General features: G+C 71.0%; 13 protein-coding genes and 2 pseudogenes. 10 read left to right on the top strand and 5 right to left on the bottom strand.

Going from position 1 to position 14,496, the window contains the following annotated elements:
- The 6 genes and pseudogenes from ACIPXB_RS27635 to ACIPXB_RS27610 form a co-directional block, all read left to right on the top strand.
- Window positions 1-97, top strand: a pseudogene (locus tag ACIPXB_RS27635) (sulfate adenylyltransferase small subunit); the annotation flags it as partial.
- 2 nt (window positions 98-99) lie between these two features.
- Window positions 100-1,431: a sulfate adenylyltransferase subunit 1 gene (locus ACIPXB_RS27630; RefSeq protein WP_401454118.1), complete on the top strand. Its 1,332-nt coding sequence runs from the start codon at window positions 100-102 to the stop codon at window positions 1,429-1,431.
- Window positions 1,432-1,657: 226 nt separating this feature from the next.
- Entirely contained in the window at window positions 1,658-2,800 is a 1,143-nt protein-coding gene (locus ACIPXB_RS27625; protein WP_401454116.1) for an aliphatic sulfonate ABC transporter substrate-binding protein, read from the top strand.
- 35 nt (window positions 2,801-2,835) lie between these two features.
- Window positions 2,836-3,627, top strand: coding sequence for an ABC transporter ATP-binding protein (locus tag ACIPXB_RS27620; RefSeq protein WP_401454115.1), 792 nt, complete (start codon window positions 2,836-2,838; stop codon window positions 3,625-3,627).
- Window positions 3,614-4,498 (top strand): ABC transporter permease, encoded by an 885-nt coding sequence (locus ACIPXB_RS27615; RefSeq protein ID WP_401454114.1) that lies wholly within the window; start codon window positions 3,614-3,616, stop codon window positions 4,496-4,498. Before ACIPXB_RS27620 ends, ACIPXB_RS27615 begins: the two co-directional genes overlap by 14 nt.
- A 6-nt stretch (window positions 4,499-4,504) precedes the next feature.
- Window positions 4,505-5,260: a sirohydrochlorin chelatase gene (locus ACIPXB_RS27610; protein ID WP_401454112.1), complete on the top strand. Its 756-nt coding sequence runs from the start codon at window positions 4,505-4,507 to the stop codon at window positions 5,258-5,260.
- Between the two features lie 127 nt (window positions 5,261-5,387).
- Here the strand turns inward: ACIPXB_RS27610 and ACIPXB_RS27605 are convergent, their stop codons facing one another.
- Window positions 5,388-6,422 (bottom strand): ketopantoate reductase family protein, encoded by a 1,035-nt coding sequence (locus ACIPXB_RS27605; protein WP_401454111.1) that lies wholly within the window; start codon window positions 6,420-6,422, stop codon window positions 5,388-5,390.
- A 35-nt stretch (window positions 6,423-6,457) separates the two neighbouring features.
- On the opposite strand from ACIPXB_RS27605, the gene ACIPXB_RS27600 reads away from it, so the two are divergent.
- Window positions 6,458-6,682: a hypothetical protein gene (locus ACIPXB_RS27600; RefSeq protein ID WP_401454110.1), complete on the top strand. Its 225-nt coding sequence runs from the start codon at window positions 6,458-6,460 to the stop codon at window positions 6,680-6,682.
- A gap of 314 nt (window positions 6,683-6,996) precedes the next feature.
- Here ACIPXB_RS27600 and ACIPXB_RS27595 read toward each other — a convergent pair whose 3' ends face one another.
- From ACIPXB_RS27595 to mgt, 3 genes are all read right to left on the bottom strand, one after another.
- Window positions 6,997-7,728: a hypothetical protein gene (locus tag ACIPXB_RS27595; RefSeq protein WP_401454109.1), complete on the bottom strand. Its 732-nt coding sequence runs from the start codon at window positions 7,726-7,728 to the stop codon at window positions 6,997-6,999.
- A 68-nt stretch (window positions 7,729-7,796) separates the two neighbouring features.
- Window positions 7,797-8,366 (bottom strand): DUF1697 domain-containing protein, encoded by a 570-nt coding sequence (locus tag ACIPXB_RS27590; protein WP_401454108.1) that lies wholly within the window; start codon window positions 8,364-8,366, stop codon window positions 7,797-7,799.
- Between the two features lie 21 nt (window positions 8,367-8,387).
- Window positions 8,388-9,599 (bottom strand): macrolide-inactivating glycosyltransferase, encoded by a 1,212-nt coding sequence (mgt, locus tag ACIPXB_RS27585; RefSeq protein ID WP_401454107.1) that lies wholly within the window; start codon window positions 9,597-9,599, stop codon window positions 8,388-8,390.
- A gap of 106 nt (window positions 9,600-9,705) precedes the next feature.
- On the opposite strand from mgt, the gene ACIPXB_RS27580 reads away from it, so the two are divergent.
- Window positions 9,706-10,563 carry a phosphotransferase enzyme family protein gene (locus ACIPXB_RS27580; protein ID WP_401454106.1) on the top strand — a complete coding sequence of 286 codons (858 nt, stop codon included), beginning with the start codon at window positions 9,706-9,708 and terminating at the stop codon, window positions 10,561-10,563.
- 94 nt (window positions 10,564-10,657) lie between these two features.
- On the opposite strand, the pseudogene ACIPXB_RS27575 reads toward ACIPXB_RS27580, so the two are convergent.
- Window positions 10,658-11,077: pseudogene (locus tag ACIPXB_RS27575) on the bottom strand (3'-5' exonuclease); the annotation flags it as partial.
- Window positions 11,078-11,142: 65 nt separating this feature from the next.
- Between ACIPXB_RS27575 and ACIPXB_RS27570 the strand changes: the two are divergent.
- Both ACIPXB_RS27570 and ACIPXB_RS27565 read left to right on the top strand, forming a co-directional pair.
- Window positions 11,143-12,621 (top strand): tyrosine-type recombinase/integrase, encoded by a 1,479-nt coding sequence (locus ACIPXB_RS27570; protein WP_401454105.1) that lies wholly within the window; start codon window positions 11,143-11,145, stop codon window positions 12,619-12,621.
- 119 nt (window positions 12,622-12,740) lie between these two features.
- Window positions 12,741-14,429 carry a hypothetical protein gene (locus tag ACIPXB_RS27565; RefSeq protein ID WP_401454103.1) on the top strand — a complete coding sequence of 563 codons (1,689 nt, stop codon included), beginning with the start codon at window positions 12,741-12,743 and terminating at the stop codon, window positions 14,427-14,429.
- Window positions 14,430-14,496: the final 67 nt, after the last annotated feature.

The following is a 14,496-nucleotide window of genomic DNA, read 5'->3' as shown; positions in this document are numbered from 1 at the left end:
CGCCGTCTCCCGCCTCACCGAGCGGGGCGCCACCCGGGCCGACGACAAGCTCTCCGAGGCCGCGATGGAAGACCGCAAGCGCGAAGGGTACTTCTAGAGATGACCACCACCACCGAGCAGCTCAGCGCCACCACGCTGCTGCGCTTCGCGACCGCGGGCTCCGTCGACGACGGCAAGTCCACCCTGGTGGGCCGGCTGCTGCACGACTCCAAGTCGGTCCTGGAGGACCAGCTGGAGGCCGTGGAGGCCGTCTCGCAGGCCCGTGGCCAGGAGGCCCCGGACCTGGCGCTGCTGACCGACGGCCTGCGGGCCGAGCGGGAGCAGGGCATCACCATCGACGTCGCCTACCGCTACTTCGCCACCGCCCGCCGCCGGTTCATCCTCGCGGACACCCCCGGGCACGTGCAGTACACCCGGAACATGGTCACCGGCGCCTCCACCGCCGACCTGGCCGTCGTCCTCGTCGACGCCCGCAACGGCGTGATCGAGCAGACCCGCCGGCACGCCGCCGTCGCCGCCCTGCTCCGCGTCCCCCACGTCGTCCTCGCCGTCAACAAGATGGACCTCGTCGGCTACCAGGAGGCGGTGTTCGCGAAGATCGCCGAGGAGTTCACCTCCTACGCCTCGGACCTCGGGGTCCCCGAGATCACCGCGATCCCGATCTCCGCGCTCGCCGGGGACAACGTCGTGGAGCCGTCCGCGCACATGGACTGGTACGGCGGCCCGACGGTCCTGGAGCACCTGGAGACCGTCCCGGTCAGCCACGACCTGACGGCCTGCCCGGCCCGGTTCCCGGTGCAGTACGTGATCCGCCCGCAGTCCGCCGAGCACCCCGACTACCGCGGCTACGCCGGCCAGATCGCCTCCGGCGTCCTGCGCGTCGGCGAGCAGGTCACCGTCCTGCCCTCCGGCCGCTCCTCCGTCATCGAGGGCATCGACGGCCTCGGCGGACCCGTGGACATCGCCTGGGCCCCCCAGTCGGTCACCGTCCGCCTCGCCGACGACATCGACATCTCCCGCGGCGACCTCATCGCCCCCGCGGCCACGGCCCCGGCCACCACCCAGGACGTCGAGGCGACGGTCTGCCACGTGGCCGACCAGCCGCTCTCCGTCGGCGCGCGGGTGCTGCTCAAGCACACCACGCGGACGGTCAAGGCCATCGTCAAGGAGATCCCCTCGCGGCTGACCCTCGACGACCTCTCCCAGCACCCGGAGCCGGGCCAGCTGGTGGCCAACGACATCGGCCGCGTGGTCGTGCGCACCGCCGAGCCGCTCGCGCTCGACGCGTACGCCGACTCCCGGCGCACCGGGTCCTTCCTGCTCATCGACCCGGCCGACGGCACCACGCTGGCGGCGGGCATGGCGGGGGCGTCGTTCGCCTCCGAGGCCCGCACGGCCGCCGTCGCCGACGACGAGGGCTGGGACTTCTGAATCATGCTTTCTGATATCTACTCGACCTTCGCCAAGGAGGGCGGCAGGGTGGGCAGCGGCCAGCTCGGCAGCGGCCAGGGCGGGGTGGCGCGATGTGTGCGATGACGTACGCGCACCGCATGCGCGCCCGCACCCCCCACGAGCACCACACGCTCGACCCGACCCTGCTCCACCGACGAAGACCGCCGTCATGAGGTGACGGCGGTCGACGAGAGGAAGCCCTCCCGTGCCTGCCACCCGCACCACCCGCACCCCGTCCTCGCCCCGCACGGCCCTGCGCCGCGGCCTCGCCGCCGCCGCCGCGCTGCCGCTCCTGGTCGGCGCCCTCGCCTCCTGCGGCTACGGCTCCCAGGCCGACCCGGCCGAGGACAGGAAGGCGGGCGCGGCGGCCGGCGGGGCCAAGCTCTCGGCCGGCGAGGTCCGCATCGGGTACTTCCCGAACCTGACGCACGCCACCGCGCTGGTCGGCCTCCAGGAGGGCCTGATCCAGAAGGAGCTGGGCGGCACCACGGTCAAGCCGCAGGCGTTCAACGCCGGACCGTCCGAGATCGAGGCGCTCAACGGCGGCTCGCTCGACATCGGTTTCATCGGCCCCTCGCCGGCCATCAACGGCTACGTCAAGTCCAAGGGTTCCAACCTGCGGATCATCTCCGGCTCCGCCTCGGGCGGCGTCAAGCTGGTGGTGAACCCGGACAAGATCAAGACCCTGGACGACCTCAAGGGCAAGCGGATCGCCACCCCCCAGAAGGGGAACACGCAGGACGTCGCGTTCCTCAACTGGATCTCCGGCAAGGGCTGGAAGGTCGACCCGGAGTCCGGCAAGGGTGACGTCTCCGTCGTCCGCACGGACAACAAGGTGGCCCCGGACGCCTTCAAGCAGGGCTCCATCGACGGCGCCTGGGTGCCGGAGCCGACCGCGTCCAAGCTCGTCTCCGACGGCGGTTCCGTCCTCCTGGACGAGACCACGCTGTGGCCCGACAAGAAGTTCGTGATCACGAACATCATCGTGTCGCAGAAGTTCCTCAAGGAGCACCCGGACGTGGTCGAGGCCGTGCTCAGGGGCACGGTGAAGACCAACGAGTGGATCAACGCCGACCCGGACCGGGCCAAGGCCTCCGCGAACGCGAAGCTGGCGGCCGACGGCGGCAAGCCGCTCGACGCCAAGGTCATCGACCCGGCCTGGCCGAGCATCGCCGTCACCGACGACCCGCTCGCCTCGACGCTGAAGACGCAGTCCGAGTGGGCGGCGAAGGCGGGGCTCATCGAGCAGCCCGACCTGGCCGGCATCTACGACCTGTCGCTCCTCAACAAGGTGCTGAAGGCGGCCGGCAGGCCCGAGGTCTCCGACGCCGGTCTCGGCGCCCAGTAATTCCGCAAGTCCGAACGTATCCGGAGGTGACGACCATGGCCACTACGCTTGCCAGGGCTGCCGAGGGCACCACGGCGGTGTCGCACGCCGCCCGCATCGAGCACGTCTCGAAGTCCTTTTCCGGCCCGGCCGGAGTGCAGCTCGTACTGGACGACATCAGCCTCGATGTCGCACCCGGCGAGTTCGTCACCATCCTGGGCGCCTCGGGGTGCGGCAAATCCACCCTGCTGAACCTGGTCGCGGGGCTGGACAAGCCGTCCGTCGGGTCCATCGAGACCCCCGGCGGCCGTCCGGCCCTGATGTTCCAGGAGCACGCCCTCTTCCCGTGGCTGACCGCGGGCAAGAACATCGAACTGGCGCTGCGGCTGCGCGGGGTCGCCAAGTCCGAGCGGCGGCCCGAGGCCGAGCGGCTGCTGGAGCTGGTCCGCCTCGGCGGGGCGTACGGCAAGCGCGTCCACGAGCTGTCGGGCGGCATGCGCCAGCGCGTGGCGCTGGCCCGGGCGCTCGCCCAGGACAGCGAGCTGCTGCTGATGGACGAGCCGTTCGCGGCGCTCGACGCCATCACCCGCGACGTGCTGCACGGCGAGCTGACCCGGATCTGGGAAGAGACGAACCTGTCGGTCCTCTTCGTCACGCACAACGTGCGCGAGGCGGTGCGCCTGGCGCAGCGCGTGGTCCTGCTCTCCTCCCGGCCCGGCCGGGTGGCGAAGGAATGGACCGTGGACATCCCGCAGCCGCGCCGCATCGAGGACGCGGCCGTCGCGGAGCTGTCCCTGGAGATCACTGAACACCTGCGTGGGGAGATCCGCCGTCATGGCCAGCACTGACACGAAGGCGAAGACGGACGACCTCGCCGGCCTCGAGGCCGGTCTCGACGCACTCGACGCGGTCGAGATCCGCCGCACGCCCGTGCGCGAGGTCCTGGTCAAGAAGGTCCTCCCGCCGGTCGTCGCGGTCGCACTCGTCCTCGCGGTCTGGCAGATCCTCGTCTCGGCGCAGGTCACCGACCCGACCAAACTGCCCGCGCCGTCCGCGGTGTGGGACGGGCTGGCCCAGATGTGGCTCAAGGGCACCCTGCTGGACGTCGTGTGGACCTCCGTCTCCCGCGGTCTGCTGGGCTTCCTGCTGGCCCTGGCCATCGGTACCCCGCTGGGCCTGCTGGTGGCCCGGGTGCGGTTCGTGCGCGCCGCGATCGGTCCGATCCTGTCGGGCCTGCAGTCGCTGCCGTCGGTGGCGTGGGTGCCGCCGGCCGTCATCTGGCTGGGCCTGAACGACTCGATGATGTACGCCGTCATCCTGCTGGGCGCGGTCCCCTCGATCGCCAACGGCCTGGTGTCGGGCGTCGACCAGGTTCCGCCGCTGTTCCTGCGGGCGGGCCGCACCCTGGGCGCCTCGGGGCTGAAGGGCACCTGGCACGTGGTCATGCCGGCCGCGCTGCCGGGCTACCTGGCCGGCCTGAAGCAGGGCTGGGCCTTCTCGTGGCGTTCGCTGATGGCCGCCGAGATCATCGCCTCCTCGCCCGACCTGGGCCTGGGGCTGGGGCAGCTCCTGGAGAACGGCCGCAACAACATCGACATGCCGGGCGTGTTCCTGGCGATCATCCTGATCCTGATCGTCGGCATCGCCATCGACCTGCTGATCTTCAGCCCGGTCGAGCGGTGGGTGCTGCGCAGCCGCGGCCTGCTGGTGACGAGCTGACCCGCCGTGCGTCCCGTTCTGCTCGTCATCGCCCACGGCAGCCGTGACCCGCGGCACGCCGCGACCGTGCACGCCCTGACCGGGCGGGTCCGGGCGCTGCGGCCCGGCCTGCGGGTGGAGACCGCCTACCTGGACTTCAACGCCCCGTCCGTCCCGCAGGTCCTCGCCGCCCTGTACGCCTCGGGCGTACGGGAGGTCGTGGCACTGCCGCTGCTGCTGACCCGCGCCTTCCACGCGAAGGCCGACATCCCGGCGGCGCTGGCGGAGTCCTGCGCCCGGCTGCCGGGGCTGACGGTCCACCAGGCCGAGGTGCTGGGCCCCTCCCCCCTGCTGACGGCGGCGCTGGAGCGCCGGCTGCGGGAGGCCGGGCTCACCGAGGCGGACCGTTCCACCACCGGCGTGGTGCTCGCGTCCGCCGGTTCCACAGACCCGGAGGCGATCGCAGTGATCGCTGAAATCGCGCGGGAGTGGCGGCACACCGGTTGGTGCGCCGTGCGGCCTGCGTTCGCCTCCGCTGTTCTTCCCCGTACGGAGGACGCCGTACGGGCGCTGCGCGCCGAGGGGGTACGGCGCGTGGCGGTGGCCCCGTACGTCCTCGCCCCGGGCCGGCTCCCGGACCGGATCGCCGAGGGCGCGCGGGCCGCGGGCGCCGACGTCCTGGCCGGTGTGCTGGGCCCTTCCCCGGAGGTGGCCCGGCTCCTGCTGAGCCGCTACGACGCGGCGCGCGCCGCCCACGCCGTACCGGCGGCCCTGACCGCGTAACGCACGGGACGCCGCCGAGGCCTCGGACCGCCCGGGGCCTCGGACCGCCCGGGGCCTCGGACCGCCCGGGGCCTCGGACCGCCCGGGGCCTCGGACCGCCCGGGGCCTCGGATCATCTCCAGGGCCCTCAGGCCTTCTTCGTGCGGCGCTCCGCCTCGTCGGCCAGGGCCGTCAGATCTGCGACCGGCATGCTGCCCGGTGGCAGGCCCTCGCGGGCGAGGATGTTCGCGGCGTGCCGCAGGACCTCGTTGACCGGGGTCGGGACCCCGTGCAGCCGGCCCAGCAGGGAGATCTCCCCGTTGAGGTAGTCGGCCTCGATCGAACCCGTGCCGCGGCGCAGGCTCTGCCAGGAGGATCCGCCGCGGACGCCCCCGCCGGCCGCTCCGGCACCCCCGGCCGGCTGATCCACCTTCCCGTCGCGCGCCGCGGCCTGCTCGGCCTCGGAGGCCCATTCGATCCCGGCGGCCCGGTAGGCGTCCTTCGCCTCCCGGATCGCCCGCAGCAGCAGCGCCGCCTTCGCCGGGCCGGGCTTTGGGCCGGTGGTGGCCTGGATGGCGTTGCCCAGATTGCCCAGCAGCTTGGCGTACTTCCAGCGCATCACGTCGTCGACGACGGGGGCCGCGAACCCGGCCTGCTCCAGGTCGGCGGCGATCCGCCCGGCCAGGGCGTCGGAGCCGCCGGCCGCCCGGCCCAGGTGCAGGATGCCGGTCAGGGGCGCGCACAGCGCCGAGACCACGCCCGGTTGCAGGAACTCCGAGGGCAGCCAGACGCAGACCCCGTAGACCCGCTCGAAGCGGCGCAGCGCGAGGCGCTCGCCCTCGACACCGTTCTGGGCGCACAGCACCGGCAGCCGCTGGGCGGCCGTACCGCCGCCGGTCACCTCGGCGTCGCCCCAGGTGTCGAGCGCGGCGACCGCGTCCTGGGTCTTGACGGTCAGCAGCAGGACGTCGTCGGGGCGCAGCTCGCCGAGCTCCGCCGGCGCGGTGGCCACGGGCAGCCGGTGCACCCGCGTGCCCTGGGCGGTCGTCAGGGTCAGGCCGTCCTCGCGCAGCGCCTGCGCGTGCGCGCCCCGCGCGACGAGCACGACCTCGCGGCCGGCCTCCGCGAGCCGCCCGCCGATGGTGGCGCCGACCGCGCCCGCGCCGATGATGATGTATCGCATTCCCCGAGCCTAGGCGCCGGCGTTACGGTCGGGGCATGGTGGATGCGATGTTCCGGCTCGCCGAGGAGCTGATCGCGCAGGCGCTGTACCCGTACCGCGAGGAGCTGGTCGTCGCGACCAAGGGCGGTGTGGTGCGCACCGGGCCGGACCGCTGGTATGCCGTTAAGGCCGGGAGAGCCGAGAAGCTGAGGGAGCCCGGGAGCATGTCCAGCTCCCGGGCTCCTGCGTGCCGCCCATTTGCGCACACCGGCGGCTTTTAAGAGTCGCGGATCATTCTGAGACCGATGTGTTCTACCTTTGAACTACCGCGCCACGAAGAGGCGCAGGAGGGACTTGAACCCTCATCCATCGGTGATCGTCCGCGCTCGGTCGATCCGGTGTTCGGCGGCGAATGCTGAGACTGGAGCGAGAATCTGAGTGTGATCGAGGCCGCCTCTACCGCTTGGGCCACCCCGGCGCGTCGGGCCGGGGGAGGGATTCGAACCCTCAACTGACACCTCTTCGTTCAGCTTCAACATCAGTTTCAGCTTGCGCTCACGCGCACCCTCCGCTCGCACGGAGGGCGATCTCGAGGCTACCGGAACAGGTAGCCGAACACGGCGTCGCCGACCCGCTGGTCGGTGACCTCGGCGCCGTTGGCCTCCTCGCGGGCGAACTTGACGGCCTGCTGGAGCTTTTCGACGCGGTCGAGCAGCTCGTTCACGCGGCGCGCGGGCAGGGCGCCGGAGAACTTCACGGTCGTCCAGTACCCGACGGCCACGTCCTCGTAGTACACCTCGACCTGCGCCGGGTGCTTCTCCGTGGCCTCGGCCTTGACGTGGTTGCGGGGCACCTTCTTGGTGCGGATGGTGCGGACGGGGTCCGTCTTCCAGCAGTCGGTGGAGGGGTCGGCGTTCCACGACTCCGACGCGTCCAGCACCGGCAGCTTGCGCACGAAGGTGTTCAGGTCGGTGAGCTGCTTCTCCAGGAAGAGCAGGTACGACACCGGCACCTGTGCCAGCAGCACCGAGCCGTCGACCACGACGTCGGCGGCGGCGGAACGGTTGGCCCAGTCCTTGGTGGCCGTCACGTCGAAGAGCCGGGTCAGCGTCCCGGCCATCGTGCGCAGCACGTCCTCGGCCTTGATCTGCACCCGGGTGGACTCGGGCGGCAGCTGCTCGCCCTCCTCGTCCTTGGGCTGGTACGTCCGGGCGATGCCGGCGAGCAACGCGGGCTTCTGGACGTCGTGGTGAGCCTGCGACAGCTCCTGGAGAGACTTGGACTTGACGCCCTTCTCCACTGCGATGATCTGATTCAGCTTCGGCACACGGCGACCATATCCGGACCGGTTTCGTCCGCACATCTGATTTTCCCGCGTCCGGGGTCCTCCCGCGGCTACGGGGCGTCCGGCACGGACCCCGGCGCGGTCATCTCGACGAGTCTGGCCACGGTGTTCCAGTTGCGGGTGGTGGCGTCGATCCCCTTCCACAGCGACGGCCGGTGCAGCGCCTCGCCCAGCTTGGAGCGGCCCAGGCCGTCGGGGGCGTAGAGGTAGATCACGCGGTCGCCGACGCGGAACTCCTCCGGGAGGAAGGCCTGCGCGTCGATCGCGGCGAGCCGCTCCCGGTCCGGCTGCTCGGACAGGAAGGTGACGTGCAGCTGCCTGCCCTCCAGTTCGGCGGCCGGGAAGGGGCACGCGTCGGCGACGGCGCGCAGGTGGGCGCCGTCGACGACCAGGCAGGCCACCGGGAAGCCGAAGTGGGTCTCGATGGCCCGCTCCAGCTCCCGGGCGAGCGCGTCGGTGTCCTCCCGCTCGGTGCCGAAGACGGCGTTGCCGCTCTGGAGGTACGTACGGACCTCGCCGTGGCCCAGGCCCTCCAGGACCGCGCGCAGCTCGGCCATGGGTACCTTCTTGCTGCCCCCGACGTTGATCCCGCGCAGCAGCGCCGCGTACTTCTTCGTCATGGCACGAACCGTAGGGCACGGCTATGACAGTGCGGCCTCGATGATGTCCGCCGCCTGCCGCGTGCCGCCCTCGGCGGCCATCTGCGCGCGCACCGCCTCGGCGCGGGCGGCGACCTCGGGGTCGGCGACGAGGGCGAGTACGGCCTCGCGCAGGGTCGTGGCGTCGGCCTCCTCCATCGGGACGTGCCGGGCCACGCCGAGCGAGGCCAGCATGTCGGCGTTGCCGAACTGGTCGACGGCCTGCGGGACCGCGACCATCGGGGTGCCGGTGGCCAGGCCCTCCTGGCTGCCGCCGGCGCCCGCGTGGGTGATGAAGGCGTCCGCCTGGCGCAGGATGTCCAGCTGCGGGACCCAGCGGTGGACCTCGACGTTCGCGGGGATCTCGCCGAGGTCGGCCTCGTCGGTGAACTTGCCGATCTGGAGCACCACGTGCCAGTCGGGCAGGCCGCCGAAGGCGTCCATGCAGGCCCGGTAGAAGGCGGGCTGCTTGGTGAAGGTGGAGCCGAGGGAGACCAGCAGCACCTTCTTGCCGTGCGCCGCGGCGGGGCGCGCCCAGGTGCCCTGGTCCCCGCGGTCGCCCTGGCAGGCGCCGACGAAGGTGTAGACGGCCTCGTCGACACGGTCGGCGTGGGGCTGGAGGGCCTTGGGGATGAGCACGACGGAGCGGCGGGGCCGGCCGATGAGGCGGTCGCTGTCCTCCTCGATGCCGTTCTCGTCGAGCCAGGCGCGGAAGCGGGCGTAGTACGCCCGGCCGCGTTCGGAGGCGCGCAGCGGCGCGGTCATCGGGGCGGCGACCTCGTCCTCGTACCCCTCCCAGGCGACCAGGTTCGGGGAGAGGGAGATGTCCGGGACGCCCCAGCGGCGGGCCAGGACGATCGCCGGGTAGGAGGTGATGTCGTGGATGACGAGGTCCGGCCGGTCGCCGTCGAAGGCGGCCGCCAGCTGGGGCAGCGCCTGGATGGCGTCGTCGAGGAAGGGCTCGATGTTGTCGATGAGTTCGGTGCCCCAGGCCTCGGGCTCGTCGTCGGTGGGCAGGGTCGAGCGGTAGATCACGGGCGTGGCGCCGGTCGCGGCGACCTTCTCGGCGAAGGAGGCGGGGATGGCGTAGCTGACGCGGTGGCCGCGGGCGACGAGCTCCCGGATCACCTCGATGCTCGGGTTCACGTGCCCGTGGGCGGCGATGGAGAACATGGCGATGTGGGCGGGCTTGCGCGGGGTGGTCGCTGAGGTCATGCCCCGACCCTAAACGAGACGAGACGTCTCGTGCAACCGAATGGCGACCCCGAATGCGAGACTGGGCGAGTTCGGCGTTGATCCGGCACGACCACGGAGCCCAGACATGAACGAGGCGCAGGCCAGGGACGTACTGGCGGCGGCCACCGGCATCGGTGGGACGGCGCGGCTGCTGGCCCTCGGTGAGAACGCCGTGTTCGCCACCGGCGAGCTGGTGGCCAAGGTGGGCCGGGCGGACCCGGCGCTCCTGGAACGGGCCGAACGCGAACTGGCCGTGGCCGACTGGCTGGCGCGGGCCGGGGTCCCCGCGGTCCGCGCCGCCGAACCCGAGCCCTTGCGGCATGCCGGGCACGCGGTGACGCTGTGGCACCGGCTGCCGGAGGCGGTACGCCCGGCGGGGGCGGAGGACCTGGCCGGGCTGCTGCGGGCCGTCCACGCGCTGCCGCAGCCGCCGTTCACGCTGCCGCGGCGGGATCTGCTGGGCGGTGTGGAACGGTGGCTGCGGCTGGCGGGGGACGCGGTCGACCCGGCGGACGCGGCGTACCTGCGCGCGCGCCGCGACGCCTACGCCGCCGAGGTCGCGGCGCTCACGCCGCACCTGCCGCCGGGCCCGATCCACGGAGACGCGCTGCCGCGCAACGTCCACGTGGGCCCGGCGGGTCCGGTCCTGGTGGACCTGGAGACGTTCTCCGTGGACCTGCGGGAGCACGACCTGGTGGTGATGGCACTGTCCCGGGACCGGTACGGGCTGCCGGGCCCGGAGTACGAGGCGTTCGTGGCGGCGTACGGCTGGGACGTGCGGGCGTGGGAAGGGTGCGGGGTGCTGCGCGGGGCGCGTGAGACGGCGAGCTGCGCGTGGGTGGCGCAGCACGCGCCGACGAACCCGGCCGCCGCGGCCGAGTTCCGCCGCCGGGTCACGTCCCTGCGCGAGCCCACCCCGTCAACCCGCTGGCACCCGTTCTGACCAAGGGGCCCCCGCGCCTCAATCGCCGGCGGACACCCCATCCAGCCCCGCCGGCGATTGAGGCGCGGGGGCATGGGGGGCGGAGACCCCGACGTCAGGGGAGGGATATCGCTGCCCGTAGGGGCCACGACGTGTCGATCACCGCGTCCGGCGTGCCCTGCCGGCGCAGGTAGGACTGGAAGTCCTGGGCCCAGCGGGCGTGCCACGTCGTCTGGCGGGCGTGCAGGTCCGCCGGGGCCAGCGTCGCCACCCGCGGGTGCCGGACGGCTATCGCCCGGGCCACCTGCACCGCGGCCAGCGCATCCGCGCCCGCGTCGTGCGCGTCGTCCAGCCGGACGCCGTACACCCCGCAGACCGCCTCCAGCGTCCGCTTGCCCCGCCGGTAGCGGTCGACCGCCCGGTCGATGGTGAGCGGGTCCACCACCGGCCCGGTCGCCGGGCCGCCCAGCCGGTCGGCGAGCGACGGCAGCCCGTACCGCGCCAGCTCCGCCGACAGCAGCGTCAGATCGAACGCCTTATCCACGCACGACCGTGTCTCACGATCCCCCATGTCGTTGATGGGTCAGGGGGTGCGATCAGATGGAGATCTTCTTCACCGACCCGGATGCGCTGGAAGCCGCCGGGGTAAGCGACGCGACGAGGGCGCTCGCACGGCATGGATTACATGCCGGTGCACCGTTCATCCTCAGCGATGACGGCAGCTACGACATCCAACTCAACCGATTCCTGTGGTCCTTGCCGACCCTCGGGGTGAGGTCGGCACATTCCTGGCGTGCCTACGCTCTGGACCTGCTGACCTGGGGACGGTTCCTCCAGGAACACCGCGGCAAGACCCTGTGGCACGCCGACCGTGACGACGTCACCGCCTTCCACCGAGCCCGGCGTGTCTCTCCCGACCCGACGCAGGTCGTCTCGGCCTCGACCTGGAACCGGGGCGTCGCTGCCTTGGACAAGTTCTACACATGGGCGGTGGACGAGGCCCTGGTCGAGCGGACGCCGTTCAAGCACTACGAGGGCTCGCGGCGCACTGGCTCCGGGCAGCAGGTACGCGTCCGCAACAACCGCGCGGCAGAGAAAGCCGCCAAACGCGGGAACGTGAAGTTCCTCTCCGTTCCCCGCTACGCAGCCTTCCGCGACATCGGCCTACGGGGCCAACTGCGGACGGGCACCGCCGATTCGAGCTTCCGAGGCCGCAATGCGGAGCGAAACGTCGTCATGGCCGAGCTGCTGGTAACCACCGGCTTGCGCATCGAGGAGGCCGCCTCGCTCTGCTGGCCGGAACTCCCGGCCCTGGACAGCCAGACGAACACGAAGAGCGTGCCCTTCGACCTGGCGCCGCCGACAGCCAAGCGGGACAAGGGACGCAAGATCCTCTTGCCCCATCGAGTCCTGCGCGCCGTGGCCGACTACGTGGAGATCGAGCGCTCCCTAATGCTGGACCGCTGGCGTGCCCGCGGCTGTCCGCTGCCGGCCGGCGCAGTGGTGGGGAGTCAAGCCGACCGGCGAGGTGTGCGGGTACCCATGAAAGACGGCAAGCTCCGAAGGGTGCCCTGGTCGCGTTTGCCACCGGCACTCCGATCCCGTCTGTACCTCGTTGACGATCAGGGCCGTGCCCTCGGCCCGGCGTGCGTCTGGCTGGGCCAGGAGGGGCGGCCTGTGTCTCTGTCTGCCTGGGAGTCGGTCTTCGTGCGGGCCTCGGAGAGATGCCGTACGTGCGGGATCGACGTCGACGCCACACCGCACGTACTCAGGCACACCTTCGCCGTGCATCTGCTGTCTGCGTTGATCCAGGAACAGATCGGCTCGGTGGAGAAGGGCGAGATGAACGACGGCGTGTACCGACGCATCATCGGCGACCCGCTCGATCACCTTCGCCGCCTGTTGGGGCATTCCTCGATCACCACGACGTACATCTACCTCGGCTGTACCGACCAGGCCCAGGCCCTGATCGACGGCGCGGTGGATGCCTGGGCGTCCGAGGTCGTGGACACGGCACATCACGTGTCGCATGAAATCGACAACTCCTCTACTCAGGCGCCGGGAGCGAACCCGTGGTAGGCCGGGGGCGGCGTAAGGCACGATTGAACGCACCCTCACCCCAGTTCGTCGACCCGGCTCCGGCCACGCTCGGACTTCTGAGGTTCGAGGTCACTTTCCCGGACAACCGGACGGCCGTCGTGGACTGGACCCGGGAGCCGCAGCAGTGGCTGCTGGGGGCTCTGGGAGCCGAGTTGGCAGCTTCGTGCGACGTGGGGCAGGGAACTGGTTCACCACATACGCTCCGCAATCGCGCGCGCTCGTGCCTGCTGTGGGTGCGGTGGCTCGACTCCACGGAAGCGATGAACGTCCGCGTCAGCGACCTCCTTCCGCACCACCTCGACGGATTCGAGAGCCACCTCCGGGAGGGCCATCCAGTATTCTCCCGGACGCCCTACGCGCGTATCGCTGACGTCGTGTGGATCTTGCGCCGGCTCGGCGAGAAGGACCAAGGACTATCCCCCTCGATGCTCCGGAGGCTCTCCTACACATCCACTGGCCCGGTAGGCTCCTATACCCCTCGCGACGCCTACTCGCCGCACCTCGTCGAGCAGCTACGCACTGCCGCACGTTCCGATGTCGATAACGCGGTCCGACGCCTGACGCTGGACGGGCCGGCGCTCCTGGCACGGGGGCAGGACCCGCGGATCGCAGGCTGGGACTCCGACCCGAATGTGTTGTGGGAAATCTCCCGGACCCACGGGACCTTCACACGGACACAGTTGGCCGATCTTGTCGGCACGGCACTGGCCAATGCGCACACTCCCGGCCGTCTTGCACCCTTGGTGTACCCGACCAGCCGCGACGTGTTCGCTCTGCTCCTGCTGTTCTGTCTCGAAAGCGGCATGGAGGTGGAAGCGGCCAGAGAGCTGACCGCCGACTGCTTGAAGAATCCCAACCGGGGCTATGTGCAGGTCGAATACCTCAAGCGACGACGGCACGGCCAGGAATGGAACACGATCAGGGTCCGGGACGGTTCCTCCAACTCACCGGGCGGGCTGCTTCGGCTGGCCTTGCGGCTCACAGCGCCTGTCAGAGAGGCCACCGACTCGCCGGCGCTTTGGCAGTTCAGAACGAAGGATGGGATCCTGTCCGCCGGACTCAGCGCTGGAGCTGCGTCGAGTGCGGCTCGGAGCTTCGTCTCGACACACCGGCTCACGGATGCCGGGAAACCCTTCGACCTGCGACTGTCGCGACTTCGGAAGACACACAAGGCCGCTGTCTACAAGGTGACCGGCGGCAGGATGTCGGCGTTCGTGCAGGGCCATTCGCCGGACGTCGCCGCGGCGCACTACGCAGACATCCCCTCACTGCGCGCTCTCCACGAACAGGCAGTGGCGGACGGCCTGCAGGACGCACTCGCTGACGCCCAGACTCCCGCGATCCTGACGCCGGAAGAGGAAGAGCGCCTCACTCAACAACCGGCGGATGCAGTTGAGTTGCTTGGGATCCCGGCCGAGCAACTACCGCCACTCCTATCCGGTGAATCCGACCTGTGGCTGTCGTCCTGCCGCAGCTTCTTCGACTCGCCTTTCGGAGTCAAAGGCAAGCCCTGCCCTGCCTCCTTCTTCGCCTGCCTGGGGTGCAGTAATGCAGTTATCACCCGAAGAAAACTCCCAGCAATCCTGGCCTTCCTCAACCACATCGAGACCGAACGGGCCAAGACACCCGCAGCGGAGTGGAAAGCGCGGTTCGGCAACGCTCACCAGCAGATTCTGCAATTGATCATCCCGAGGTTCAGCCAGCGTGACGTGCTGGACGCCAGGGCAATCGCCGAGTCTTCCGAACGCCTGCTCTTTCTTCCCCACAACCTGTTGGGAGGCCACTGATGCCCGCACAGCCTCTTCCACGCGATGTCGCCGCCAGCCGTCCTTCCGACGCGACAGCCGTACTGTC

Origin of the sequence: Streptomyces sp. NPDC090022 (genome assembly GCF_044748145.1) — a bacterium.
In the GTDB taxonomy this organism is placed as follows: Bacteria; Actinomycetota; Actinomycetes; order Streptomycetales; family Streptomycetaceae; genus Streptomyces.
Note: the sequence above shows the minus strand (reverse complement) of the source record. Positions and strands in the feature narration are given on the sequence as shown.

Coding starts and splice junctions, on each gene's coding strand:
- ACIPXB_RS27605 (WP_401454111.1), bottom strand. CDS start 6,422: ATGCGATACATCATCATCGGCGCGGGCGCGGTCGGCGCCACCATCGGC.
- ACIPXB_RS27630 (WP_401454118.1), top strand. CDS start 100: ATGACCACCACCACCGAGCAGCTCAGCGCCACCACGCTGCTGCGCTTC.
- mgt (WP_401454107.1), bottom strand. CDS start 9,599: ATGACCTCAGCGACCACCCCGCGCAAGCCCGCCCACATCGCCATGTTC.
- ACIPXB_RS27590 (WP_401454108.1), bottom strand. CDS start 8,366: ATGACGAAGAAGTACGCGGCGCTGCTGCGCGGGATCAACGTCGGGGGC.
- ACIPXB_RS27600 (WP_401454110.1), top strand. CDS start 6,458: ATGGTGGATGCGATGTTCCGGCTCGCCGAGGAGCTGATCGCGCAGGCG.
- ACIPXB_RS27570 (WP_401454105.1), top strand. CDS start 11,143: ATGGAGATCTTCTTCACCGACCCGGATGCGCTGGAAGCCGCCGGGGTA.
- ACIPXB_RS27620 (WP_401454115.1), top strand. CDS start 2,836: ATGGCCACTACGCTTGCCAGGGCTGCCGAGGGCACCACGGCGGTGTCG.
- ACIPXB_RS27615 (WP_401454114.1), top strand. CDS start 3,614: ATGGCCAGCACTGACACGAAGGCGAAGACGGACGACCTCGCCGGCCTC.
- ACIPXB_RS27580 (WP_401454106.1), top strand. CDS start 9,706: ATGAACGAGGCGCAGGCCAGGGACGTACTGGCGGCGGCCACCGGCATC.